This window comes from Pseudomonas sp. Marseille-QA0892, from assembly GCF_054950135.1.
Genome location: NZ_CM143104.1, coordinates 3,649,618 through 3,673,462, shown reverse-complemented (window position 1 = coordinate 3,673,462; position 23,845 = coordinate 3,649,618). Strand labels below are relative to the sequence as shown.

The following is a 23,845-nucleotide window of genomic DNA, read 5'->3' as shown; positions in this document are numbered from 1 at the left end:
GCATCATGGCTGCAAGGCCTTGCGTTCCTGCACGTTCAGGTAGCCGGTGGTTACGCTGAACTCGGCACTGGCCCCGGGCGCGAGGCTGCGCACGTGTCCTTTGGCCAATTCCGCCGTGTAGCCCTCCGGCTCGCAGGTGGCGGGCAAGACAAAGGCCGCCACTTGCTGGTCGGGGTTGTGCAGAATCCACCGGGCGGCATGTTCGAACTGCTGGGGGCTGTAGCGGGTGTAAAACGCTGCGCCATTTGGGTGCTCGAGGAAAAAATGCGCCTGCCCCGCTGCATCGCTTTGCACGTCGTCAAAAAAGCAGACGATCTCGGGATCATAGAGTGCCGGGGAATCCAGCACCTTTAGGCTCGCAGGGTCCTGCCTGAGCTCCGCAATGTAAGCCGTCCATTCCGGCGTCGGCCGTACGTGTTCGGGTACGCTGGCGCGCACCCGAACACGCTCACATCCCAGCGGTTGGGTCAGTCGCCCTCCATCGACATAGGCGTAGTTCATGTGCGCCATGTACATGAGATCCATGGGTTTGGCAGCCGCGTTGACCACGTGCATGCCGATCTCGAATAGCCCGCTCTCCGGGCGCACGGTCACGCTTGGGTTCGCCCGGTAGTGGTCGCCGAAGCCTTGAACGTATTCGCAGGTTCCGCCCAGACGCAGATAGGCGCCGTGCTCGTCCTCACCCACCTCTAGCCACGCCTCATCCATCGTCGCGCAGGGCATTTCACCATGCAGCGCATGATCGTCCTCGGGGCCCGGGCAGCCGTTGCGCAGCAACCCACTGTGAAACATGAAACAGCCGTAGGTGCCGATCACGCCAGCGCTGGGCCGTGGCTGAGTGAACATGTTGTGCATGGTCAGGTTCTGGCCATCGAACTCGGCGGACCAGATCATTTGCCCTTGCCAGGGGAGCACCACCAGCTCGCCGCGGCTGTTTTCCAGCGATAGTGCCTTGACGCCGCTGGGGTAGGTCCAGGCCCGCGCACTGAAATGCGCTGACTCAAGCAAGAGGCGACTGGCCTGCTCCCAGAGCTGTGGATACAAGGGGATTCGATACTGTTGGGTCTTCATTGAGTGACCGCCGTCGCCGAGCTGTTCAGGGTCGGTTGGGGCTGACGCGCGCAACGCATGGCGTACATCACGATCACGACGAAGCACAGCAAGGGTACGCTGTAGGCGATCTGCATGTTGCCGCCGTTGGCATCGCTGAGCAGTCCCTGAAAGACCGGAATTACGCCGCCGCCGACAATGCTCATCACGAGTAGGGAGCCGCCAACGCCGGAGTCTTCGCCGAGTCCATCGATGGCCAGTCCGTAGATCGTCGGCCAGCAGGGCCCAAGGAAGATGCTGACGCCGACTGCGGCGTACACGGCGGTGATGTTCGGCACCAGAATGGTGTATGCCAGCAGCGCGATGGACAGCACCCCGTACAGCGCCAGCACCTTCGCCGGGTGCATCTTGCGCATGAGCAGGTTGGCGATCAGCTTGCCGAAAAAGTAGGCGGCGAACGTGATCAGCAGAAACCAGGAGGCACTGCGCTCGTTCATGTCACCTATCTGCATGGCCAGGCGAATCGTGAAGCTCCACACCCCGACCTGCGCGCCAACATAGAGGAATTGCGCAAGTACACCAAAGCAGAAGCGGGGATTGCGTCTAAGCCGGCCGAGGCTCTGGCCTAGGCTTGGCGCCGGTTCGCTGGCCGTGCGGTTACCCTTGCACGCGGGGAAGCGTGTGATGGCGACAAGGATGAACACCAGTATGAGCACCACGATCATCCATTTATAGGGCAGCAGCGTCGACTGGATCATCTGCAGCTGCTCGACCGCAGCCTCGCTGGCGCTCATCTGGGCCAATTGCTCGTGGGATGCGTCGGTTTCCTTGAACATCACGAAGCTTCCGACATATACCCCGGTCATGGCGCCGAATGGGTGGAAGGTCTGCGAGATATTCAGGCGACGTGTGCCGGTCTCCCGCGGCCCCATCAAGGTCGAATAGGTATTACACGCGGTCTCAAGAAACGACAGGCCGGCGGCGATTACGAATAGCGCCAGCAGGAACATGCCGTACTTGGCGGTGGATGCAGCCGGGAAAAACAGCATGCAGCCGAACAGGTACAGCATCAGGCCGACCAGAATCGTTGTCTTGTAGCTGAAGCGACGCACCACCAGCGCGGCTGGAATGGCGAGGAAGAAGTATCCCAGATAAAACGCCGACTGAACGAAGGCACTCTGGAAATCACTGAGCAGGAACGCCTTCTTGAAGTGGGCGATCAGTACGTCGTTCATGCCTGCGGCTGCCGCCCACAAGGCGAAAATGCTGCACAGCAGGAGGAAGGCGAACCACGGCGTGCGGTTCAGGTAGAACCCGTCCGGGGTTTGTTGCAACGCAGGTTTATTCATTGTTGTTCTCCGCGAACTTGCTAATTAAGGGTCAGCCCGGTAGGCCGCCGAGGAATCGCTCAAAGGCCGGCGCATCTGGGTAGGATGACTGGGTGCCCAGGCCGGTAACCGAGCAGGCGGAGTAGGCAACCGCGTGATGCATGGCCCGACGGATGTCTCTGTCCTGACTCCAGTGCCGGGCAAAGCAACCAATGAAAGCGTCGCCGGCTCCAGTCGTGTCTCGGGCCTTAACCTTGACCCCAGGCACCTGCCACTCCCCTTCGGCGCCTACGTACAGCGCGCCCTGATCGCCCAAGGTGACGATCACATGTCTCACCCCTTCGGTCACCAGTTGGCGCGCAGCCTGGGCTGCCTGCTCGGCTGAAGTCACCGGCTGGCCGCTGATGAGGGCCAGCTCGCTTTCGTTGGGAATGAGGAAATCGAGCTGCTTCAGGTGCTCCCGACTCAGGCCTGCTATGGCAGGCGCGGGATTAAGCAGGACGGCAATACCGTGCCGGCGTGCGAACTCGATCGCGTGGTAAACGGTTGCCAGCTCGACCTCGAGCTGCAGCACGATCAGGGCGCAATCGCGTAGCTGCGCCTCGGCGCGGTCGATATCGGCCGGCGACAGATGGGCGTTGGCGCCTTTGACGATGAGAATGCTGTTGTGCGAGCTCTCCTGGACAAAGATGGGCGCCACGCCACTGGAAACCCCGGGCACCCGCTCGACAAACCGGGTATCGATACCCAGCCGCTGGAAATTGGCCAGAGTGGTATCAGCGAAGGCGTCATCGCCAACTTTGCTGAGCATTAGCACGTCAGCGCCGAGCAGCGCCGCAGCGGCGGCCTGATTGGCACCCTTGCCACCGCATCCCATCGCGAAACCCGGCGCTTCGAGGGTTTCCCCCTGAGCGGGCATGCGCTCGATATAGGTGATCAGATCGACCATGTTGCTGCCGATGACTGCAATCTTGCTCATTATTCTTGGGACCTCTCGGGGCGGCCGATATGAATATCAGTCGTAGGTTTTGTGTTATTTAAATAACATTTTTTGTGATTATTCAATCTTTATTTCCGCCGATTCGTTTCCCACTCAAAAGCACTACCGTCGCACGCGAAAGCTGGGTGCGCCTGAAGTCGCTGCGATGGCAGACAGTGCTGACGGGCACGTGCTGGCCATAGGAAGTGGCTGCGGATCTGAGATGGCGCTAGCGGAGGGCTGATGCTGCACTTGCTTGGGATGGCTTCGTCACGCATAGCACGCGCCCCAACTACGGCGGTTAGGGCGGGGCTTGTTGGGCGGAGTAAGCCGGCAATGAGCGACCCTCGCTGACTCAGGGCGCGACCCGCAACGCCGCACCTCTGCCTAGCCAGGCGATGAACCAGATGGTTGTGGTGTCAGGGGGCAGATCGGGATTACGGAGGCTACGGCGTTTTCCGCCTACGCGATGCTCGGCTTCGCCAGGGCGTGGTATGGGCGCCGCGTGACAACACGCGGCGTGGCCACCGTACGCATCGAGGAGCAGGGGGGAGTCGACGAGTCATTTGAAGGCGCGGCGCGTTCAAACGACTTGCTGCACCGAATGATTGTCTATTCAGTGCTCTTGCGGGGCTGCATGCCTCAGGATCGAATAACTCCAGAGCAGAAAGCCGAGTCCCGTGAAGAGCCCGATGAACGCCAGCCCGGTCTGCCCCAGATAGAACAGTACGTAGCCGGAAACGACGCCTGCCGCGATGGCAAAGGCGAAGCGGGGCAGGCCCATGCGGTACGTCATGCAGGCCAGGAATAGCTGGCAGCTCGTGACGAGGATGAAGAGGAATTCCATGTGCTGTTCTCCCGATGATGGGGGAAGGCGTGGGAGCGCTTCGTGCCGGCTTCACGCACCGGCATGAAGCGCCCAAGTGGCCCGAAGGACGGTCAAGGCCTTCGGGCGATGCGTGGTCAGCTTGATAGCTGCGCCTGGTGCGCCTGCTCGACGCGGGCAACTTCGTCGGGCTGGACGTAGTAGTCCACGTCGTCGTTGTAGCTGCGTGCGATGAAGCAGACGACGGTTGCAACGAACGTTGCGCCTACGAGCCACCAGATATGCCAGATCAGGCCGAAGCACATGATCGTGACGAACAGCGAGGAGATCACGCCTACCGACGTATTCCGCGGCATGTGGATGGGTGCGTAGGTCGCTGGCGGCGGTTCGAGCCCCTCCTGCTTCATGGCGTGGAATGCATCCAGTTCCTTGACGCGGGGGGTGACGGCGAAGTTGTAGAACGGCGGCGGCGAGGGGATTGACCATTCCAGGGTGCGGCCGTCTCCATCCCAGGCGTCGCCGGTGCGGTCACGGAGCTCCTCGCGCTTCCAGATGCTGACGCCGAACTGGATTACCGTGCACACCACGCCCAGGCCGATGAGCACGGCGCCCACCACGGCGATCTGCAACAGCGGCGTCCACTCGGGGTTGGCAGCGGTGTTCAACCGACGTGTCATGCCCATGAAGCCCAGGATGTAGAGCGGCATGAAGGCCACGTAGAAGCCGGTGATCCAGCACCAGAAGGAGGCCTTGCCCCAGCCCTCATGCAGCCTGAAGCCGAAGGCTTTGGGGAACCAGTAGCTGATGCCTGCCAGGTAGCCAAACACCGCACCGCCAATGATGGTGTTGTGGAAGTGCGCGACGAGGAACAGGCTGTTGTGCAGCAGGAAATCGGCGCCGGGTACGGCGAGCAGCACGCCGGTCATGCCGCCGATGGAGAAGGTCACCAGGAACCCAAGCGTCCACAGGATCGGCGTGGTAAACCGCAGGCGGCCACGGTACATGGTGAACAGCCAGGTGAAGATCTTCACGCCCGTGGGAACAGCGATGACCATGGTGGCGATGCCGAAGAAGGTGTTTACGCTGGCGCCGGAACCCATTGCGAAGAAGTGGTGGAGCCAGACGGCTACGGACAGCACCGTGATGGCGATGGTCGCCCAGACCATCGAGTGGTAGCCGAACAGCTTCTTGCGCGCGAACGTTGCCGTGACTTCGGAGAAGATCCCGAAGGCGGGCAGAACGAGGATGTAGACCTCGGGGTGACCCCAGGCCCAGATCAGGTTCACGTACATCATCGGCGAGCCGCCGTGCGAGCTCGTGAAGAAGTGGAAGTCGAGGTAGCGATCCAGGGACAGCATCGCCAGGGTGACGGTCAGGATCGGGAAGACGGCGGCGATGATTACGCTGGCGCAGAAGACGGTCCAGGTGAACACAGGCATGCGGAACATCGTCATGCCGGGCGCGCGCATCTTGATGATGGTGACGATGAAGTTCACGGCCGTGAGGAGCGTGCCGATCCCGGAAAGCTGGAGGCTCCAGATGTAGTAGTCGACGCCTACGCCGGGGCTGTATTCGATGCCGGAAAGCGGTGGGTACGCGACCCAGCCGGTCATGGCGTATTCGCCCACGAACAGCGACAGGTTGGTCAGGATCACGCCACCGACGAAAACCCAGAAGCTGAACGAGTTGAGCAGCGGGAAGGCCACGTCACGCGCACCGATCTGCAACGGTGTGACGATGTTGATCAGGCCGACGATGATGGGCGTCGCCACGAAAAAAATCATGATCACGCCGTGGGCGGTAAAGATTTGATCGTAGTGATGGGGCGGGAGGTATCCCTCGGAACCGCCATGTGCGAGCGCCAGTTGGGTCCGCATCATGATGGCGTCGGCATAGCCACGCACCAGCATGACCAGGCCGACGGCGATGTACATAATGCCGATCTTCTTGTGGTCGACGGTCGTGAACCATTCGTCCCACAGGTATTTCCATTTACCGAACCAGGTGATTCCCGCGATCAGCGCAATCGCAGCGAGCGCGACGACGATCATGGTTACGACCAGGATCGGTTCGTGCAGCGGGATAGCGTCGAGTGTGAGCTTTCCGAACATCATGAACTCCATAGCCGAGGCATGGCCTCGGTACTCAGCATTGGATTCGATGCATCGCTCGGCGGCGGTGGGAGCGGAGATGAGGTTCGGGCGCGTCGTGGTGCGCGCTTGGGGCCGGCCGCCTCAGGATGGGCGTTCGGTATCGATTCATCTGGATAAGTGGCAGAAGGTGATACGGCTCTACGCGCAAATCGCATTGCCAGTGGCGTGCATGACGCTGGTCACATGCGGCTACGTGGAGTAGGCCTGTTATGGCCGCGGCCTTTGATAAGCGCCGTATGGGTACATGGCCTTCATCCTTCCACCGAGCCGGCTCCCGGCCCGTTGGAGGCGGACCTTAGGGGCAGGTCAGATTTGGATACAGAATCAGATGCGGCGAAAAAAACCGTATCAGATAAATGCCAGCGCTCATGCGGCCTGCAAAGATGCGGCGGATTGCCTCAGCGCAATATTTCAAAGTAAGCAGAGTGATAAAACGGACGCCACGACAGCTCGGCAAGGAGTGGCGACTGTGAAGCTGTACGAAAAACTGGCCGATGACATTGCCGGCCTGATCCGCGCCGGAACGTTATCGCCTGGCGAGAAGGTCCCCTCGGTGCGCCATGCCAGCCGCGCCTATAACGTCAGCCCCTCGACCGTCTTCCAGGCGTATTACCTGCTCGAAGACAGGGGATTGATTAGCGCCCGTGCGCGCTCGGGATACTTTGTCCGGCCAAGGACGATGCCAACTCGACAGGCGCCGGTCATCACCGCATCAGGTGCTGCAACCGAAGTGGGTGTGAGCGAGTTGGTGTTCTCGGTGCTGGGTGCGCTGTGTGATCCGCATACCGTGCCGTTTGGCGCGGCGTTTCCAAGCCCTGAACTGCTTCCGCTTACGCGTCTGGGACGCTCGATGAGCCATGCCGTGCGTGATATGTCGGGCCCGGCGTTGGTCGCCAAGCTCACGGCCGGCCACCCTGATCTCATTCGGCAAATTGCGCTGCGCTATGGTGTGAATGGCGTCGCCTTGCGCACGGAGGAGTTGGTAGTCACGAACGGGGCGATGGAGGCGCTGAGCTTGTGCCTGAAGTCGGTTACCGAACCGGGCGATCTGGTCGCCATCGAGGCGCCTGCGTTCTACGCAACGCTTCAGGCACTGGAGCGGCTGAAACTCAAGGCGGTGGAGATTCCGGTCCATCCGCGTGACGGCTTGGACCTTGAAGTGTTGGCGAACCGGTTGGATACGCTGCCGATCAAAGCGTGCTGGTTCATGCCGCATCTGCAGAACCCAACCGGTGCCAGCCTGAGCGAGGTGAAGAAGCGTGCCCTGTGTGAGCTGATCACCCGGCACCAGGTTCCACTTATTGAGAATGACGTCTACGCCGAGCTCTATTTCGGCGCCACGCCGCCACGCCCGGTCAAGCATTTCGACCGGGAGGGTTGGGTGATGCACTGCAGTTCGTTCTCCAAGGCCCTCGCGCCGGGTTACCGTGTGGGCTGGGTGGCGGCCGGGCGCTTCGCCGAGCGGGTCAATCGCTTGCGCCTGATGACCACGGTCTCGGCCTCGGTGCCGGCGCAAATGGCCATTGCTGATTACCTTCAGCACGGTAGCTATGACCGGCACCTACGCAAGTTGCGGCAAGCGCTGAAGACGCAACAGGATCGGATGCTGGACGCTGCCGCGCGCTATTTCCCGGCCGAAACACGGGTCAGCCGACCGGCAGGTGGGTACTACCTCTGGTTCGAATTTCCCGCGCATGTCGACGCATTAGCGCTTTTTCACCTGGCCATGGCTCAAGGCATCAGCATTGCGCCAGGTCCGATCTTTTCGGCATCGCAGCACTTCGGACACTGTGTACGGCTCAATTACGGCCACCCCTGGAATGAGGAGAGCGAGCGGGCGATGCGTACGTTGGGGGAGCTGCTGCGGAGCGGTGTGATATCAGGAAGAGGCGCCGCTATTGGTCAGTAGGGACAGATCTGCTGCTCGCCTTGGATCAGGCAGGCAGCACAATCGGGGCTAAGCATGGAGTGCGTGGAGGTCCAACGTCTGGCTGCTCGCCTACAGGCAGCAAAAAGCCGCGCAGTGCGCGGCTTTTTCGAAGAGTGGTGGGCCCACACGGACTCGAACCGTGGACCAAAGGATTATGAGTCCTCTGCTCTAACCAACTGAGCTATAGGCCCCCAGAAGGACGCCGAAGTATACCGATGGCAGGGCGGGGCGCCAACCCGTTGGCGCAGATGGTTTTGCGGAAAACAAAAAGCCCCGTCATGGCCGGGGCTTTTTGGGGGTGCGGGTTTCGCTTACTCGTCCAGGAAGGAGCGCAGATGCTCGCTGCGAGACGGGTGACGAAGCTTGCGCAGGGCCTTGGCTTCGATCTGACGGATACGCTCGCGGGTAACGTCGAACTGCTTACCGACTTCCTCGAGGGTGTGGTCGGTGTTCATGTCAATACCGAAGCGCATACGCAGGACCTTCGCTTCACGCGCGGTGAGCCCAGAGAGCACGTCGCGGGTCGCTTCCTTGAGGCTTTCGACCGTGGCTACGTCGATCGGGGACTGCATGGTGCTGTCCTCGATGAAGTCGCCCAGGTGCGAATCTTCGTCGTCTCCGATCGGGGTTTCCATGGAGATCGGCTCTTTGGCGATCTTCAGGACCTTACGGATCTTGTCCTCAGGCATTTCCATGCGCTCGCCCAGCTCTTCCGGCGTCGGCTCGCGTCCCATTTCCTGCAGCATCTGCCGCGAGATCCGGTTCAGCTTGTTGATCGTTTCGATCATGTGCACCGGGATACGGATGGTACGCGCCTGGTCGGCGATGGAGCGGGTGATCGCCTGGCGAATCCACCACGTGGCGTACGTAGAGAACTTGTAGCCGCGGCGGTATTCGAACTTGTCCACCGCCTTCATCAAGCCGATGTTGCCTTCCTGGATCAGATCGAGGAATTGCAGGCCACGGTTGGTGTACTTCTTGGCGATGGAGATCACCAGACGCAGGTTCGCTTCGACCATTTCCTTCTTGGCGCGGCGAGCCTTGGCTTCGCCGATGGACATGCGGCGATTCACGTCCTTGATCTCGTTGACTTGCAGGTCGACTTCTTTCTGCAGGTCGATGAGCTTCTGCTGGTTACGCTTGATGTCGTCGCTCAGGTTGCCGATGGCTTCGGCATACTTGGCCTTGCCACCTGCAAGACGGTCGGCCCACTCGAGGTCGGTCTCGTTACCGGGGAACTGACGCAGGAAGTCGGCACGTGGCATGCGCGCGTCACGGACGCACAGCTGCATGATGGCGCGTTCCTGACGGCGTACACGGTCCAGGGCATCGCGAACGGTGTCGACCAGGGCGTCGTACTGCTTGGGTACGAGCTTGATCGGCATGAACAGTTCGGCAAGGGACTCCAGTTCAGCAGTGGCTTCGGCGCTGCCGCGGCCATGCTTCTTCAGGGCTTTCTTGGCTTTCTCGAGCTGTTCGGAGACGGCGCCGAAACGACGGGCGGCTTCCTCCGGATCCGGGCCGGTATCGGCTTCGGATTCATCATCGGAATCGGACTCGCCTTCGCTCTCCTCATCCTCGTCGTCCTTGGCCTTGTCGGCCTTATTCGTCTGAGGCTGAACAGGCTCGACTTCCTCGGCCGGCACGCTGCCGTCGTCGGGGTCGATGTAGCCGCTCAGGACATCGGACAGGCGGCCGCCTTCGGCGACGATGCGCTGATAATCGGCAAGGATGCTGTCGACGGTGCCCGGGAACTGGGCGATCGCCGCCATCACTTCGCGGATACCTTCTTCGATGCGCTTGGCGATTTCGATTTCGCCTTCGCGGGTCAGCAGCTCGACCGTACCCATTTCGCGCATGTACATGCGGACCGGGTCGGTAGTGCGACCGATATCGGTTTCGACGGCGGCGAGAGCAGCTGCGGCTTCTTCCGCGGCGGCTTCGTCGGTATCCGCTTCAGCGAGCAGTAGGGCATCCGCATCCGGGGCACTCTCGAATACGTTGATCCCCATGTCGTTGATCATGCGGATAATGTCTTCCACCTGTTCCGGATCTGAAATATCCTCCGGCAGGTGGTCATTGACCTCGGCATACGTCAGGTAACCCTGCTCGCGGCCGCGGCTGATCAATTCTTTGAGACGAGATTGCTGTTGCGCTTTTCCGGACATAACACCCTATCCACTGAAGGTCTTGGCGGGCTGAAAACAAGCCGCGCATTATAGCTGAAAGAGGACCTCAGGCGCCAGATGAGGTCGGGGGAGCGGCCGAGCTTGTGCGGTTAAGCAATGCTCGTAGTTGGTCCTTTTCTTCTACGCTCAGTTCGCTTTGACGTGATTTTTGCAGCAGGTATTCGAGGCTACGCTCGCGTTGGCGCGCAGATAGCGTAGTTATAGTGTCGAAAAACTGTTGTTCAAGGTTGTCGGCCTGGATCAACCATTCTTTATCTGCCAGGGCGCGTAGCAATTTGCCCTGTTCCGTGCCATGCCAGCGGGCCAGCAGCTGGACTGTCCTGAGGCCTGGGGTCTTCTGTACCGCTTCGAGCAGCGCGACCAACAGCTGCGCGTACATGTCGTTTTCGCCGGCGATCAGGCTGGCATCTTCCACTTTGCCCGCGAGCTCCGGATGGTGAAGGAGCGTGCGCAGCGCTGTCAGGTACGGCGACTCGACAGCAATTTCGGTGCGAGGGGGCCGCTTGAAGGATTTTCCGTCGCGCCAGCCGTCTCGCTTCCGTCCGTCGCTTTTCCATTCCTTGCCTTTCCAGTCGCCCTTGCGCTTGCGGTTCTGCTCGAAGCCTTCAATTGGCTGCGCGTGGGCGGCATATTCGTATGCGGCGTCGTGAGTGGGCTCGTCATAGACGATGCCGTAGTCCTCGGCCCGGGATTCGCCTGGTGCCGATACCGCCGGGCGTGGCAGGCTGTCGCCGCTGAGCCCGGTGATGTCCTTGAGGCGCTGACGCATCAGGGCCTTGAGGTTGGCGCCGGGGACCTTCTCGATCAGCGGCATGGCCAGTGTTGCCAGGTGTGCCTTGCCTTCCAATGATCGCGGATCAGCCTCTTCCGACAGCTGTTCGAAGAAATAATCCGCAAGTGGCTGTGCCTGTTGGGCGATACGGGCGAGAAATGCATCCCTGCCTTCGCGCCGTACCAGGCTGTCGGGGTCATCGCCTTCGGGCAGGAACAGGAAGCGTGCCCGCCGCCCGTCCTGCAGGCTCGACAGGGTAGACTCCAGTGCGCGCCATGCCGCGTTGCGGCCGGCCTGGTCGCCATCGAAGCAGAACAGTACGCTCGGTACGACGCGGAACAGGCGCTTGAGGTGTTCTTCGCTCGTGGCTGTTCCCAGCGTGGCCACGGCATTGCGCAGGCCCTGCTGGGCGAGAGCGATGACATCCATGTAGCCTTCCACCACCATGATTTCCTCAAGGTCGCGGTTGTGCTTGCGGGCTTCGTACAGGCCATACAGTTCCTGGCCCTTGTGGAAAACCGGTGTTTCCGGCGAGTTCAGGTACTTGGGCTTGTCGTCGCCAAGGACCCGACCGCCGAAGGCAATCACCCGACCCCGTGAATCGCGGATGGGGAACATCACTCGATCACGGAACCGGTCGTAGCGCTTGCCGCTTTCGGCGTTCTCGATCAGCAGACCTGCATCGATCATCGCCTTCTGCTGAAGGGCGTCATTCCCGAATTGCTTGAGCAGATTGTCCCAGCCGGGCGGTGCGAACCCCAGGCCGAAGTCACGAGCAATCTCGCCAGACAATCCGCGTCCCTTCAAGTATTCGACCGCAGCCTTGCGCGTCGGATGTGCCTTCAACGCCTGCCGGTAGTAATTTGCGGCTTCGTCCAGCAATGGGTACAGCGGCGAATCAACCGGTTGGCGAGGCTTGTTGCCACGGCTTTCCTCGCGAGGGACGTCCATTCCGGCACGCTTGGCCAGCTCTTCAACGGCCTGGGGGAAATCCAGGTGGTCGTGGTCCATGATGAAGCCGAGTGCGTTGCCGCCCGCGCCGCAACCGAAGCAGTAATAGAATTGCTTGTCTGGGCTTACGCTGAAGGACGGCGACTTCTCGTTATGGAACGGGCAGAGCGCGGTGTAGTTCTTCCCCGCCTTTTTGAGCTGCAAGCGCGAGCTCACCACTTCGACGATGTCGGTGCGGTTCAGCAGATCGTCGATGAAACTTTGTGGGATCAGGCCGGCCATGTTGGCCTCGGGAAGTTATTCGGCTAACGGCGTTGGAACAAAGAATCTCCGATCATTCGCTGTTGGCGAAGCGGAGTATAAGAATAGGCTTCGGAAAAGCAGAAGCCCGGACGAGCCGGGCTTCGCGCGAACGTCTGTCGAGTATTAACTCAGTACAGGCGCTCACGACGGCGCTGTTCGCGCTGAACTTTCTTAGCGTGACGCTTTACGGCAGCAGCAGCTTTGCGCTTGCGCTCGGCAGTCGGCTTCTCGTAGAACTCGCGGCTGCGAACTTCAGCCAGTACACCGGCCTTTTCGCAAGAGCGCTTGAAACGACGCAGTGCTACGTCGAAGGGTTCGTTTTCTTTGACTTTGACGGCTGGCATCCAGGTCGTACCTTCACTTTTACCGGGTGGTTGAACGCCTCCCCGGCAATCGGCTCTGGGAGTACGTCGGTTTTCAAGGGTTGCGGATAGTAACGCCTCGGCTTTCGAAATGCAAAGGGCTCGTCGAAAACCGCTGGTCGCTGCAAGGGGCCGGGATTATGATGCACGGCTTGTTTCTTATCTATAGGTAGCCCGCGCCAATGCTAGTTCTGGGCCTGGAAACCTCGTGCGACGAGACCGGTGTCGCGCTCTACGATAGCGAGCGCGGGCTCTTGGCCGACGCGCTGTTCAGCCAGATTGACCTTCACCGTATATATGGCGGTGTCGTGCCGGAGCTGGCGTCGCGTGATCACGTCAAACGCATGATCCCCCTCATCCGGCAAGTGGTCGATGAGGCGGGTGTCCGTCCGTCGGATATTGATGGAATTGCATACACCGCCGGGCCGGGGCTCGTGGGGGCGCTGCTCGTTGGTGCATCCTGCGCGCAGGCGTTGGCCTTCGGTTGGGGCATCCCCGCGCTCGGTGTCCACCACATGGAAGGCCATCTGCTTGCGCCGATGCTCGAAGAGACGCCGCCAACCTTCCCATTCGTGGCGCTGCTGGTATCTGGCGGTCACACCCAGTTGGTCCGCGTGGATGGCATTGGCCAGTACGAGTTGCTGGGTGAATCGGTGGATGACGCGGCGGGCGAGGCCTTTGACAAGACGGCGAAGCTGCTCGGCCTCGGCTATCCCGGCGGCCCGGAGATCGCACGGCTGGCGCAGCAGGGTACGCCGGGTCGGTTTGTGTTTCCCCGGCCTATGACGGACCGGCCAGGGCTGGATTTCAGCTTCAGTGGGCTCAAGACCTTTGCCCTGAACACCTGGCAGCAGTGCAAGAGCGCCGGGGACGACGGTGAGCAAACCCGTTGCGACATCGCGCTGGCCTTTCAGCAGGCCGTCGTGGAGACTCTGGTCATCAAATGCCGCCGCGCGCTGAAGGCGACCGGGCTCAAGCATCTTGTGATTGCAGGCGGGGTTAGCGCCAACGTTTCGCTACGGACCTCACTTGAAAAGATGCTGGGTGAGATGAAGGGGCAGGTGTTCTATGCGCGGCCACGTTTTTGCACGGACAACGGTGCGATGATCGCTTATGCCGGTTGCCAGCGCCTTCTGGTGGGGCAGCAGGAGGGGCCGGGTATCGCCGTGAAGGCGCGTTGGCCAATGGATACGCTGGCGGCCGTCTGACCTCAGAAGCGGTTTTCACGGCCCGTTATCAGGCCTTTGAGATTCCGCCGATGACGCCAGACGACCAGTATGGTCAGCAGGCACATCGGCAGAAGCGCAAGCGGCTGATGCCAGGCAATGACCGGAAGGGTCGCTGGTGTCGCGATAAGCGCGGCGAGCGAACTGGTCCGCGTCAGCTTGAAGATCATGAGCCAGGCGGCGGCGCCGAGCAGCGCGGCCGGTGGGGATAATGCGAGCACGACGCCTGCAGCGGTCGCGACGCCCTTGCCACCGCGGAACTGGAAATAGAGCGGATATAAATGCCCGACCACTGCCGCCAGCCCTATCCAGGCTTGTTGATCGACGCCCAGCCCAAGGCTCCGGGCGATAAGCACCGGGGCTACGCCCTTGCAGATATCGCCCACCAGGGTAAGCAGCGCCAGCTTCCGGCCGGCCAGGCGCCACATGTTGGTCGCGCCGGGATTGCCGGAGCCGCCGGTCCGGGGATCGAGCCCACCGGTGCGCCGGCTCAGCAGAATGGCGAACGAGACGGAGCCAAGCAGGTAGGCAAGCGTGATCAGCAGCCAGTACATTGAAATTATCCAGGGCGCTTTAGCCTTGGATTCTAACGACAGCCCCAGTGGCTGTCGCGTCGCGGAGGACGCTTTGGACAAGGTATTCATCGAAGGGCTGGAAGTGGACACGGTCATCGGCGCCTATGACTGGGAGCGCGACATCCGCCAGTGCCTGAGCCTCGACCTGGTGTTCGCCTGGGACAATCGCTCGCCCGCGCAGGAAGACCATCTTTCCAAGGCGCTGGATTACGCGACCGTTTCGCAGCGTATCCAGGCCTTTGCCGACACGGCTCGCTACGAGCTGGTAGAAACCTTCGCCGAGCGGCTCGCCGAGACCCTCATGTCAGAGTTCGGCATCTCATGGCTGCGTGTACGCGTGACGAAGCCGGGCGCGGTGCCGGCAGCCCGCGGTGTAGGCGTGGAAATCGAGCGTGGCCGACCGTGACGCAAATCTATCTGGGCCTTGGCACCAATATCGATCGAGAGCGGCATCTCACGGCTGGGCTCGATGCCCTTTCGGCGTTGATCGGCGAGCTTGAATGTTCGGCGGTCTTCGAAAGCGAGCCGGTTGGCATTCGCAGTGGCCCGTTCTACAACATGGTGGTGATGGGCTACACCGATCTGCCGCTGGCAGAGCTGAGTTTGCAGCTAAAACACATTGAAGCGAATAACGGACGCTACGCGCCGGATCGCAAGGGCCTGCCATTGGATATCGATGTACTGCTGTATGGCGATTGCACGGGTGATTTCAACGGCCTCGTCCTGCCGCGCGCCGAAATCCTGCGCAATGCGTTCGTGCTCTGGCCGCTGTCGATGCTGGCCCCCGACCGAGTCCACCCAATTGCCGCCAAGACGTACAGCGCACTCTGGCGGGAGGGGGAGATCATCCAGGCCTTGAAACCTGTGGATTTCACCTGGAAGGGACGTTCACTCACGCCGAAGAGCATGTTGATCGAGCCCGCGCCAAACGCGTGAGCGCGATCGACGTGCCCGGGCGTGCCGGGCATCGCCCAAGGTGCCCCGGTAACCCCGCTTACCTGCCCTGATGTTTGGCGAGGGCATTCAACCGTGCGGCATGCAGCGCTTCGCCGAGCGCTGCGCCCTTGAACCCCTGTTCAATCAGCCTCTGGGGCTGCACTGCCCGCACCTCGTTGGCGGCTTCAGCCAGCCATGCGCCCGCGGGGTAATCGACGCCAAGACTCTGCGCATAGATGCGCTCGGCTTCTATGAAGGCGTCGAGTCGCTGAGGGCGCCGATAGACGTCGAAGCGCTGGAGTATGTCTAGGAGGACATGCGGTGGCAGCGTTTGAACCACAGCGGCGTCATTGTGATAGCGCGCTACGAGTTGAGACAGCTCGTGGCAGTCGCGGGGGACCTTGCCGCGCTGGTTGACCGCGTCGACGGCTGTGGCGTCCTGGTCGGGCAGATCGCCGATATCTCTTAGCAGCAGTGCCCACCGAATGGGTAGCGGCGCATCTGCCTTGGCGCTCGTTCTGAGCAGCTTGAGTAACGGTTCGTCCTGGTATGCGTCGAACAGCGTTTCGACTTCCGGCAACAGCGCAGCCAGGGCGCCGCAGCGATGAAGGGTGTCGATGAACACGTCCGGGCGTGGCTCCATAAGCGCGCGGGAGGTCTCCTTCCAGCTTCTTTCTGGCGTTAACGCTTCCAGCTCGCCTGAGCGGGCGAGCTCGGTCATCAGCGCCTGGGTTTCTTCGGCAATGACAAATCCCAGTGGCGCATAACGCGCGGCGAAGCGGGCCACGCGCAGGACGCGGAGCGGATCTTCGGCAAACGCCGGCGATACATGGCGCAGCAGGCGGGCTTCGAGGTCAGTCTTTCCGCCGTAAGGATCGATGACGTTGCCATCGTCGTCCTCGGCCATGGCATTGATGGTGAGGTCCCGACGGATGAGATCCTGCTCCAGCGTCACGTCCGGGCTGGCGTGGAAGACGAAACCACCATAGCCGCGCCCGCTCTTACGCTCGGTGCGGGCGAGGGCATATTCCTCGCCCGTCTTCGGGTGGAGGAACACGGGGAAGTCTGAGCCAACGGGTTTGAAGCCCTTGGCGATCATCTCTTCGGCGGTCGAGCCGACTACGACCCAATCGATTTCCGTCACTGGCCGGCCGAGCAATCGGTCGCGGACGGCGCCACCCACTTTGTAAATCTGCATGAATAAGTCTCCTCCGGTTTGGAAGGATACGGGTTTTGGGTGGGAGCGGTCAGAAGGATTGGCTGGTGTTAGCAGCGGTGGGGAAGGGACGCCTGATCGCTCGCAAGCTGTACGCAGCCCGGCTGGCTTCTACAGGCAGGGCAGCAGCGAGGTGGGACATGTTGCCCTGCGAAGGAAGGAGCCGAAGGAATCCGGGCGATCGTGGGGCAGGCCTGGAGAGGCCCGCGAGCCAGATGCTCGCGGGCTTCTTGGCTATTTAGATCGTGAGAACGCGAGGTCCAGGCGGGGGTATTCGCCATCTTCGGTGCGTTCGGAGCGCGGCGGCATGTGTTGCACGCTCACGACCTGATCGCTAGACGCCGTTTCAAGGTGTACATCGAAGCCCCACAACCGGTGTAGGTGCCTGAGGATTTCCTCGGTCGAGTCACCCAGCGGCTTGCGATCGTGTTGCGTATGGCGAAGTGTCAGCGAGCGATCACCCCGGCGGTTCACGTTCCAGATCTGCACATTGGGTTCACGGTTCCCCAGGTTGTACTGGGCGGCCAGCAGTTCCCGGATCGTCCGGTAGCCCCCATCGTCATGGATCGCCGAAACGAGCAGTTCGTCCTTGTGGTCGTCGTCGAGAATGCTGAACAGCTTCAGGTCGCGAATCACCTTGGGCGAGAGGTACTGCAGGATGAAGCTTTCGTCCTTGAAGCTCTGCATGGCGAACTTGATGGTGCTCAGCCAGTCGCCGCCAGCGATATCCGGAAACCAGTGTCGATCCTCGTCGGTGGGGTTTTCGCACATGCGACGAATGTCGCTGAAAATGGCGAAACCGAGCGTGTAGGGGTTAATGCCGCTGTAGTAAGGGCTGTCGAAGGATGGCTGGAAGATCACGCTGCTGTGGGATTGCAGGAACTCCAGCATGAAGCCGTCGGTGACCAGGCCTTCATCGTAAAGGTCATTCACCAGTGTGTAGTGCCAGAAGGTAGCCCAGCCTTCGTTCATGACCTGCGTTTGGCGCTGCGGATAGAAGTACTGAGCAATCTTGCGAACGATACGCACCACTTCACGCTGCCAGGGTTCGAGCAGTGGCGCATGCTTCTCGATGAAGTACAGGATGTTTTCCTGCGGTTCGGCCGGGAAGCGCTTCGAATCTTCCTCGTCGTGCTTGTGCTCACCTCGGGGGATCGTGCGCCACAGATCGTTGACCTGGCGCTGGATGTGCTCCTCGCGGATCTTCTGGCGCTGGCGCTCTTCTTCGGCCGATATCGGGTAAGGCCGCTTGTAGCGATCCACACCGTAGTTCATGAGTGCATGGCAGGAGTCGAGCAGGTTCTCGACGGCATCGATCCCGTGTCGCTCCTCGCACTTCATGATGTACTGCTTGGCGAACACCAGGTAGTCGATGATGGAGCTGGCATCCGTCCATGTGCGGAACAGGTAGTTGCCCTTGAAAAAGCTGTTGTGGCCGTAGCAGGCGTGCGCGATGACCAGCGCCTGCATGCACATGGTGTTCTCTTCCATGAGGTAGGCGATGCAGGGATCGGAATTGATCACGATCTCGTATGCCAGGCCCATTTGTCCGCGCTTGTAGTGCTTCTCCGTATGCAGGAAGTGCTTGCCGTAGGACCAATGGTGATAGCCCAGCGGCATGCCCACGGATGCATAGGCATCCATCATCTGCTCGGCGGTGATCACTTCGATCTGGTTCGGGTAGGTATCCAGCGCATAGCGCTCGGCGATCCGCGCGATGTGGTGGTCGTATTCGCGGATGAGCTCGAACGTCCATTCCGATCCGGTGGAAATCGGGCCTTTCCGTTCACGGGGCGTCATGCGGCGAGTCTCCTCTGGAAGAGCTCCCGGAAGACCGGGTAGATGTCCCCCGCCGAGACCAGTTGCTGCTGGGCGAAGGCGTCTGAGAATGCCTCACGCACGGCTTCGTACTCGTACCACAGTGCCTGGTGCTCACGCGGCGTGATTTCCACGTAGGTGTAGTACTGCACGAACGGCATTATCTGGTTGATGAGGATATCGCGGCAGACTGGGGAGTCGTCGTTCCAGTTGTCGCCGTCCGAAGCCTGGGCGCCGTAGATGTTCCATTCATTGATGGGATAACGCTCGGCCATGATCTCCTGCATGAGCTTGAGCGCACTCGACACAATCGTGCCGCCAGTTTCGCGCGAGTAGAAGAACTCTTCCTCGTCCACTTCCTTGGCGCTGGTGTGGTGGCGGATGAACACGACTTCGATCTTGTCGTAGTTTCGCTTGAGGAACAGGTACAGGAGGATGAAAAACCGTTTGGCGACGTCCTTGGTCGCCTGGGTCATGGAGCCCGACACGTCCATCAGGCAGAACATGACGGCCTTCGAACTGGGATTGGGCTGCTTGGTGAGCAGGTTGTACTTCACATCGAATGTATCGAGGAAGGGGACGCGTTCGATGCGTGCACGCAGGCGCGCAATTTCTTCCTCGATGGCACGAATATCGCCGATGTTGTCCGGCTCCTGAAGCTTAAGGCGCTCCAGCTCGAGCTTGGCCTCACGCAACTTGCGACGGCTGCTGCCGGAAAGCGCGATACGCCGCGCATGCGCCGAGCGGAGCGTACGCACGATGTTGATCCGCGATGGATTGCCTTCACTGCTGATGCCCGCACGAACGGTCTTGAAGGTTTCGGCGCCGGTGAGGTGGCGCTTCACCAGATTGGGAAGTTCAAGGTCCTCGAACATGAAGTCGAGGAACTCTTCCTGGGTGATCTGGAAGACGAAATCGTCCATGCCTTCGCCAGAGTTACTGGCTTTGCCCGACCCGCGGCCGCCGCCACCGCCACCTTGCGGACGCGGGATGCGTTCGCCTGAGCTGAACTCCTTGTTGCCGGGGTGGACGATGGTCTGCCGCCCGCCGCGACCGTGATGCAGGACCGGTTCGTCAATGTCTCGACCGGGAATGCTGATCTGCTCGCCGTTCTCCATGTCAGTGATGGAGCGCCGCCCGACGGCTTCCTCTACCGCCTTCTTGATGTGCTCACGGTAACGCCGCAGAAAACGCTGGCGGTTCACCGTGCTCTTGTTCTTGCCATTGAGTCGTCGGTCGATCACGTAGCTCATACGAGCCCTCCAGGCTGGGGTGGGCAGTCGTGCGGAAGCTATCCGACGGCGGTGGCCCACCTAGCGACTTCTGGGTTTGGAGCGGTGAGGACACGCGTACGGCCTGCATGCCCTCGCCACTCTTACTGCGACTTACGGACCCGCAAGTACCACTCCGACAACAGGCGGACCTGCTTCTCGGTGTAGCCGCGCTCGACCATCCGCGTGACGAAGTCGTTGTGCTTCTGCTGATCTTCCTTGCTGGCCTTGGCGTTGAAGCTAATGACCGGAAGCAGGTCCTCCGTGTTGGAAAACATCTTCTTCTCGATGACGGCTCGCAGCTTCTCGTAGGACAGCCAGCTCGGGTTCTTGCCATTGTTGTTGGCACGCGCCCGTAGCACGAAGTTGACGATTTCGTTGCGGAAATCCTTGGGATTGCTGATGCCGGCCGGCTTCTCGATCTTCTCCAGTTCTTCGTTCAGGGCGGCACGGTTGAGGATCTCCCCGGTCTCGGGGTCGCGGTACTCCTGGTCCTGGATCCAGAAATCCGCGTAGAGCACATAGCGATCAAAGATGTTCTGACCGTACTCGCTGTACGACTCAAGGTAAGCCGTCTGGATTTCCTTGCCGATGAACTCGACGTAGCGCGGTGCCAGGTATTCCTTGAGGAAACGCAGGTACCTTTCGCGCACTTCGGCCGGAAACTGCTCCTGCTCGATCTGCTGTTCAAGCACATAGAGCAGATGAACCGGGTTGGCCGCCACTTCATGGGGGTCGAAGTTGAAGACTTTGGAAAGGATCTTGAAGGCGAAGCGGGTCGACAGCCCATTCATGCCTTCGTCGACGCCCGCGTTGTCGCGGTATTCCTGGATGGACTTTGCCTTTGGGTCGGTGTCCTTGAGGTTTTCGCCATCGTAGACGCGCATCTTCGAATAGATGTTGGAGTTCTCCGGCTCCTTCAAACGCGACAGGGTGGAGAACTGGGCCAGCATCTTCAGTGTGTCAGGGGCGCAGTGCGCATTGGCGAGGGAGCTGTTCTCGAGCAGCTTGTCGTAGATGCGAATTTCGTCGGACACACGCAGGCAATACGGTACTTTGACGATGTAGATCCGGTCGATGAACGCCTCGTTGTTCTTGTTGTTGCGGAAGGTGTGCCATTCCGATTCGTTGGAGTGGGCCAGCAATATGCCGGAATAGGGGATCGCGCCCAGGCCTTCAGTGCTGTTGTAGTTGCCTTCCTGGGTGGCGGTCAGCAAGGGGTGGAGGACCTTGATCGGCGCCTTGAACATCTCCACGAATTCCATCAGGCCTTGGTTGGCCCGGCACAGCGCGCCCGAATAGCTGTAGGCGTCGGCGTCGTTCTGTGGGAATTCTTCCAGCTTGCGGATATCGACCTTGCCGACAAGCGCGGAAATGTCCTGGTTGTTCTCGTCGCCTGGCTCGGTCTTGGCAACGGCAATCTGGTTGAGGATCGATGGGTAGAGCTTTACTACCCTGAACTGGCTGATGTCGCCGCCGAACTCCTGCAGGCGCTTGGTCGCCCACGGCGACATGATCGATGACAGATAGCGGCGCGGGATGCCGTAGTCCTCTTCGAGGATCTGCGCGTCCTCACGGGGGTTGAACAGGCCCAGCGGGGATTCGAAAACAGGCGAGCCCTTGATCGCATAGAAGGGCACTCTCTCGATTAATTGCTTGAGCTTTTCAGCGAGGGACGACTTACCACCGCCAACGGGGCCCAGCAGATAGAGGATCTGTTTCTTTTCTTCCAGGCCCTGCGCGGCGTGACGGAAGTAGGAGACGATTTGCTCGATCGCTTCCTCCATGCCGTGGAAGTCGGCAAAGGTGGGATAGCGTCGGATGACCTTGTTGGAAAAGATGCGTGAAAGACGTGGGTCGGTTGCGGTATCGACCAGTTCCGGCTCTCCGATAGCCATCAACATGCGCTCCGCCGCGGTCGCGTAGGCGCCTCTGTCCTGCTTGCACAGGTCGAGGTATTCCTGGAGCGAATACTCTTCCTGCCGTGTTGCCTCGAAGCGTTGTTGGAAATGGCTGAATATACTCATGACGTCTCCTCGCTCGCTGCACGGAGCCGGCGCGGGATCGTTCACGCACATACAGGCCGCCGGAGCGCAGCGCGCCCGACGAACTCCACAAACACCTGAATGGACGTTGCTGAGGTCCCGAAAGCCGTTGGCCGGCTCTCCCCAAAAGTTTGATGGCCTGTCTTCAAGGATAGTTCTTTATCTGGCCGACCATGGCAAGTGTTACGTGAATATTATGGCGGGCCGGACTCGTCTGAAAGGGGCGGGAGGCGCTGAGGGGCTGGCGCGGCGCGGCATCGGGGACGGAAGCCGCACAGCGGAAAACGGCGTGAACGCGTATGTCGATGACGTGGCTGGAGCGGTCCGAGCCTTAGTCGGTTTCGGAACGCTCGACGTGTTGCGGGTAAACGCTGTTCCACATCTCGAAGCCGCCATCCATGCTGAACACTTCCGAGAAGCCTTGGCCGACGAGATACGCGGCCGCGCCTTGGCTCGAGTGACCGTGATAGCAAACGACGACAAGCGGCTTGTCGAGATCAGCGTTGGCGATGAAGTCTGTGACGTTCTGGTTGTCCAGACGCTTCGCGCCCGAAATATGGCCAGTGGCGTAGCTGTTCGGATCCCGGATGTCGACGAACTCGGCGCCCTGCTCGCGCATGGCCTGCGCCTGTTCCGGGGTGATGCGGGTGAAGGTATCGGACATGTCGATCTCGCGATTACGGTTGAGGAGGCGGCTCAGCGGGCGCAGTCGCAGCCGTGGCGCTGGCCGGTGTCTACATTCAGAAGCGTCATTTGGCCTCCCCAGACACAGCCTGTATCCAGCGCCTCAATGCCAGGTGCGTCGCAGCGGCCCTCGAGCGCCGCCCAGTGGCCGAAGATGATACGTGTACCTGCGGACTGACGAGGGAATGAGAACCACGGTGCGAAGCCTTCAGGCGCGCTGTCGAGTCCTTCCTTGGCCTTGAACTCCAGTTTGCCATCCGCCGTGCAGAAGCGCATACGGGTGAAACAGTTGGTGATCACCCGCAGGCGATCGATACCGGTAAGGTTTCCATTCCAGCGCGCGGGCTCGTTGCCGTACATGCCATCAAGGAAGTCGGCAACACGCTCGTCATCTTTCAGCACGGCCTCGACTTCAGCAGCTCGCTTGAGTGCCTTCTCGACATTCCATTGCGGATGAATGCCTGCATGGACGAGCGCGATACGACGCTGCGCGTCATAACGCATCAATGGCTGCATCCGTAGCCAACGCATCAGCTCAGGGCCGTCGTCGGCGCCCAGAATGCCCTTGAGCGTGTCGTTCTTCTTGAGCCTGTCGACTCGATGGAAGACAGCGAGCAGATGCAGGTCATGATTGCCAAGCACGATGTCGAGCGAGTCGCGGATGCCGTAGAGATAACGAAGCGTTTCTAGCGACTGCGGCCCGCGGTTGACCAGATCGCCCACAAGCCAGAGGCGATCGTTGGCCTGATCGAAACGAACGTCATCGAGCAGGCGTTTGAGCGGGTCGAGGCAGCCGTGCAAATCCCCGACAGCATATACCGCCATCAGTGCAGGGCTCCGGGAACCGCCAACCGGAAAGGCGCAATGGACGCTTCGAAGCGTTGGCCATTCTGGGCAACCATCTGGTAGCTGCCCTGCATGCTACCGACCCGCGTCGCGATCACGGTGCCGCTGCTATAGACATGGCTCTGGCCCGGCTCGATGAGCGGCTGCTGGCCAATGACGCCCGGCCCGCGTACCTCTTGAACCTTGCCATCGCCGTCCGTGATGAGCCAGTGGCGCGCGAGCAGTTGTGCAGCCTGTTCGCCATTGTTCTGGATGGTCACCGTGTAGACGAAGGCGAACCGGTCCTGATCGGGCTCGGACTGTTCCGGCAGGAAGCGGCTGACGACGCTGACGTCGATCTGGTTACGCGGATCATGCATGGGCAAGGCTCGTTCTGGGATATCGG

The 23,845-nt window shown here is 60.7% G+C and carries 20 protein-coding genes and 1 tRNA gene; 4 read left to right on the top strand and 17 right to left on the bottom strand.

What is annotated here, in order from left to right:
* Positions 1–3 precede the first annotated feature (3 nt).
* The 5 genes from ACY8D3_RS17150 to cyoB form a co-directional block, all read right to left on the bottom strand.
* Positions 4–1,071 (bottom strand): aldose 1-epimerase family protein, encoded by a 1,068-nt coding sequence (locus ACY8D3_RS17150; RefSeq protein WP_462380019.1) that lies wholly within the window; start codon positions 1,069–1,071, stop codon positions 4–6.
* Positions 1,068–2,399, bottom strand: a complete 1,332-nt coding sequence (gene fucP / locus ACY8D3_RS17145) for an L-fucose:H+ symporter permease (protein WP_462380018.1) — start codon at positions 2,397–2,399, stop codon at positions 1,068–1,070. The genes ACY8D3_RS17150 and fucP overlap by 4 nt, the downstream gene beginning before the upstream one ends.
* A gap of 31 nt (positions 2,400–2,430) precedes the next feature.
* Positions 2,431–3,357, bottom strand: coding sequence for a ribokinase (rbsK, locus tag ACY8D3_RS17140; protein ID WP_462380017.1), 927 nt, complete (start codon positions 3,355–3,357; stop codon positions 2,431–2,433).
* A gap of 616 nt (positions 3,358–3,973) precedes the next feature.
* The gene (locus ACY8D3_RS17135; RefSeq protein WP_462380016.1) at positions 3,974–4,204 is read right to left on the bottom strand and encodes a hypothetical protein; all 231 of its coding nucleotides are present in this window, start codon (positions 4,202–4,204) and stop codon (positions 3,974–3,976) included.
* 116 nt (positions 4,205–4,320) lie between these two features.
* A complete protein-coding gene (gene cyoB, locus ACY8D3_RS17130) occupies positions 4,321–6,294 on the bottom strand; it encodes a cytochrome o ubiquinol oxidase subunit I (RefSeq protein WP_462380015.1) in 1,974 nt (657 codons plus the stop codon).
* Positions 6,295–6,805: 511 nt separating this feature from the next.
* Between cyoB and mapR the strand changes: the two genes are divergently transcribed.
* A complete protein-coding gene (gene mapR / locus ACY8D3_RS17125; RefSeq protein WP_462380014.1) occupies positions 6,806–8,245 on the top strand; it encodes a GntR family transcriptional regulator MpaR in 1,440 nt (479 codons plus the stop codon).
* Between the two features lie 135 nt (positions 8,246–8,380).
* On the opposite strand, the gene ACY8D3_RS17120 is transcribed toward mapR, so the two are convergent.
* The 4 genes from ACY8D3_RS17120 to rpsU all read right to left on the bottom strand — a co-directional run bounded on the left by ACY8D3_RS17120 (position 8,381) and on the right by rpsU (position 12,825).
* A tRNA-Ile gene (locus tag ACY8D3_RS17120) sits at positions 8,381–8,457 on the bottom strand.
* A gap of 120 nt (positions 8,458–8,577) precedes the next feature.
* On the bottom strand, positions 8,578–10,434 hold the full coding sequence (gene rpoD / locus ACY8D3_RS17115; protein ID WP_462380013.1) for an RNA polymerase sigma factor RpoD: 1,857 nt from the start codon (positions 10,432–10,434) through the stop codon (positions 8,578–8,580).
* 67 nt (positions 10,435–10,501) lie between these two features.
* A complete protein-coding gene (gene dnaG / locus ACY8D3_RS17110) occupies positions 10,502–12,460 on the bottom strand; it encodes a DNA primase (RefSeq protein ID WP_462380012.1) in 1,959 nt (652 codons plus the stop codon).
* A 149-nt stretch (positions 12,461–12,609) separates the two neighbouring features.
* The gene (gene rpsU, locus ACY8D3_RS17105; protein ID WP_003085057.1) at positions 12,610–12,825 is read right to left on the bottom strand and encodes a 30S ribosomal protein S21; all 216 of its coding nucleotides are present in this window, start codon (positions 12,823–12,825) and stop codon (positions 12,610–12,612) included.
* Positions 12,826–13,025: 200 nt separating this feature from the next.
* On the opposite strand from rpsU, the gene tsaD reads away from it, so the two are divergent.
* A complete protein-coding gene (gene tsaD / locus ACY8D3_RS17100) occupies positions 13,026–14,051 on the top strand; it encodes a tRNA (adenosine(37)-N6)-threonylcarbamoyltransferase complex transferase subunit TsaD (protein WP_462380011.1) in 1,026 nt (341 codons plus the stop codon).
* Positions 14,052–14,053: 2 nt separating this feature from the next.
* Here tsaD and plsY read toward each other — a convergent pair whose 3' ends face one another.
* Positions 14,054–14,623 (bottom strand): glycerol-3-phosphate 1-O-acyltransferase PlsY, encoded by a 570-nt coding sequence (gene plsY / locus ACY8D3_RS17095; protein WP_462380010.1) that lies wholly within the window; start codon positions 14,621–14,623, stop codon positions 14,054–14,056.
* Between the two features lie 73 nt (positions 14,624–14,696).
* On the opposite strand from plsY, the gene folB reads away from it, so the two are divergent.
* On the top strand, positions 14,697–15,050 hold the full coding sequence (gene folB, locus ACY8D3_RS17090; protein ID WP_462380009.1) for a dihydroneopterin aldolase: 354 nt from the start codon (positions 14,697–14,699) through the stop codon (positions 15,048–15,050).
* On the top strand, positions 15,047–15,580 hold the full coding sequence (gene folK / locus ACY8D3_RS17085) for a 2-amino-4-hydroxy-6-hydroxymethyldihydropteridine diphosphokinase (protein WP_462380008.1): 534 nt from the start codon (positions 15,047–15,049) through the stop codon (positions 15,578–15,580). The genes folB and folK overlap by 4 nt, the downstream gene beginning before the upstream one ends.
* Positions 15,581–15,638: 58 nt before the next feature.
* Here the strand turns inward: folK and ACY8D3_RS17080 are convergent, their stop codons facing one another.
* The 7 genes from ACY8D3_RS17080 to apaG form a co-directional block, all read right to left on the bottom strand.
* The gene (locus ACY8D3_RS17080; protein ID WP_462380007.1) at positions 15,639–16,778 is read right to left on the bottom strand and encodes a multifunctional CCA addition/repair protein; all 1,140 of its coding nucleotides are present in this window, start codon (positions 16,776–16,778) and stop codon (positions 15,639–15,641) included.
* Between the two features lie 252 nt (positions 16,779–17,030).
* A complete protein-coding gene (locus ACY8D3_RS17075) occupies positions 17,031–18,596 on the bottom strand; it encodes a SpoVR family protein (protein ID WP_462380006.1) in 1,566 nt (521 codons plus the stop codon).
* A complete protein-coding gene (locus ACY8D3_RS17070) occupies positions 18,593–19,867 on the bottom strand; it encodes a YeaH/YhbH family protein (RefSeq protein WP_462380005.1) in 1,275 nt (424 codons plus the stop codon). Before ACY8D3_RS17070 ends, ACY8D3_RS17075 begins: the two co-directional genes overlap by 4 nt.
* 122 nt (positions 19,868–19,989) lie before the next feature.
* Positions 19,990–21,912 carry a PrkA family serine protein kinase gene (locus tag ACY8D3_RS17065; RefSeq protein ID WP_462380004.1) on the bottom strand — a complete coding sequence of 641 codons (1,923 nt, stop codon included), beginning with the start codon at positions 21,910–21,912 and terminating at the stop codon, positions 19,990–19,992.
* Positions 21,913–22,261: 349 nt separating this feature from the next.
* Positions 22,262–22,594 (bottom strand): thiosulfate sulfurtransferase GlpE, encoded by a 333-nt coding sequence (gene glpE / locus ACY8D3_RS17060; RefSeq protein WP_462380003.1) that lies wholly within the window; start codon positions 22,592–22,594, stop codon positions 22,262–22,264.
* Between the two features lie 32 nt (positions 22,595–22,626).
* A complete protein-coding gene (locus ACY8D3_RS17055; RefSeq protein ID WP_462380002.1) occupies positions 22,627–23,439 on the bottom strand; it encodes a symmetrical bis(5'-nucleosyl)-tetraphosphatase in 813 nt (270 codons plus the stop codon).
* Entirely contained in the window at positions 23,439–23,819 is a 381-nt protein-coding gene (gene apaG, locus ACY8D3_RS17050) for a Co2+/Mg2+ efflux protein ApaG (protein WP_462380001.1), read from the bottom strand. Before apaG ends, ACY8D3_RS17055 begins: the two co-directional genes overlap by 1 nt.
* Positions 23,820–23,845: the final 26 nt, after the last annotated feature.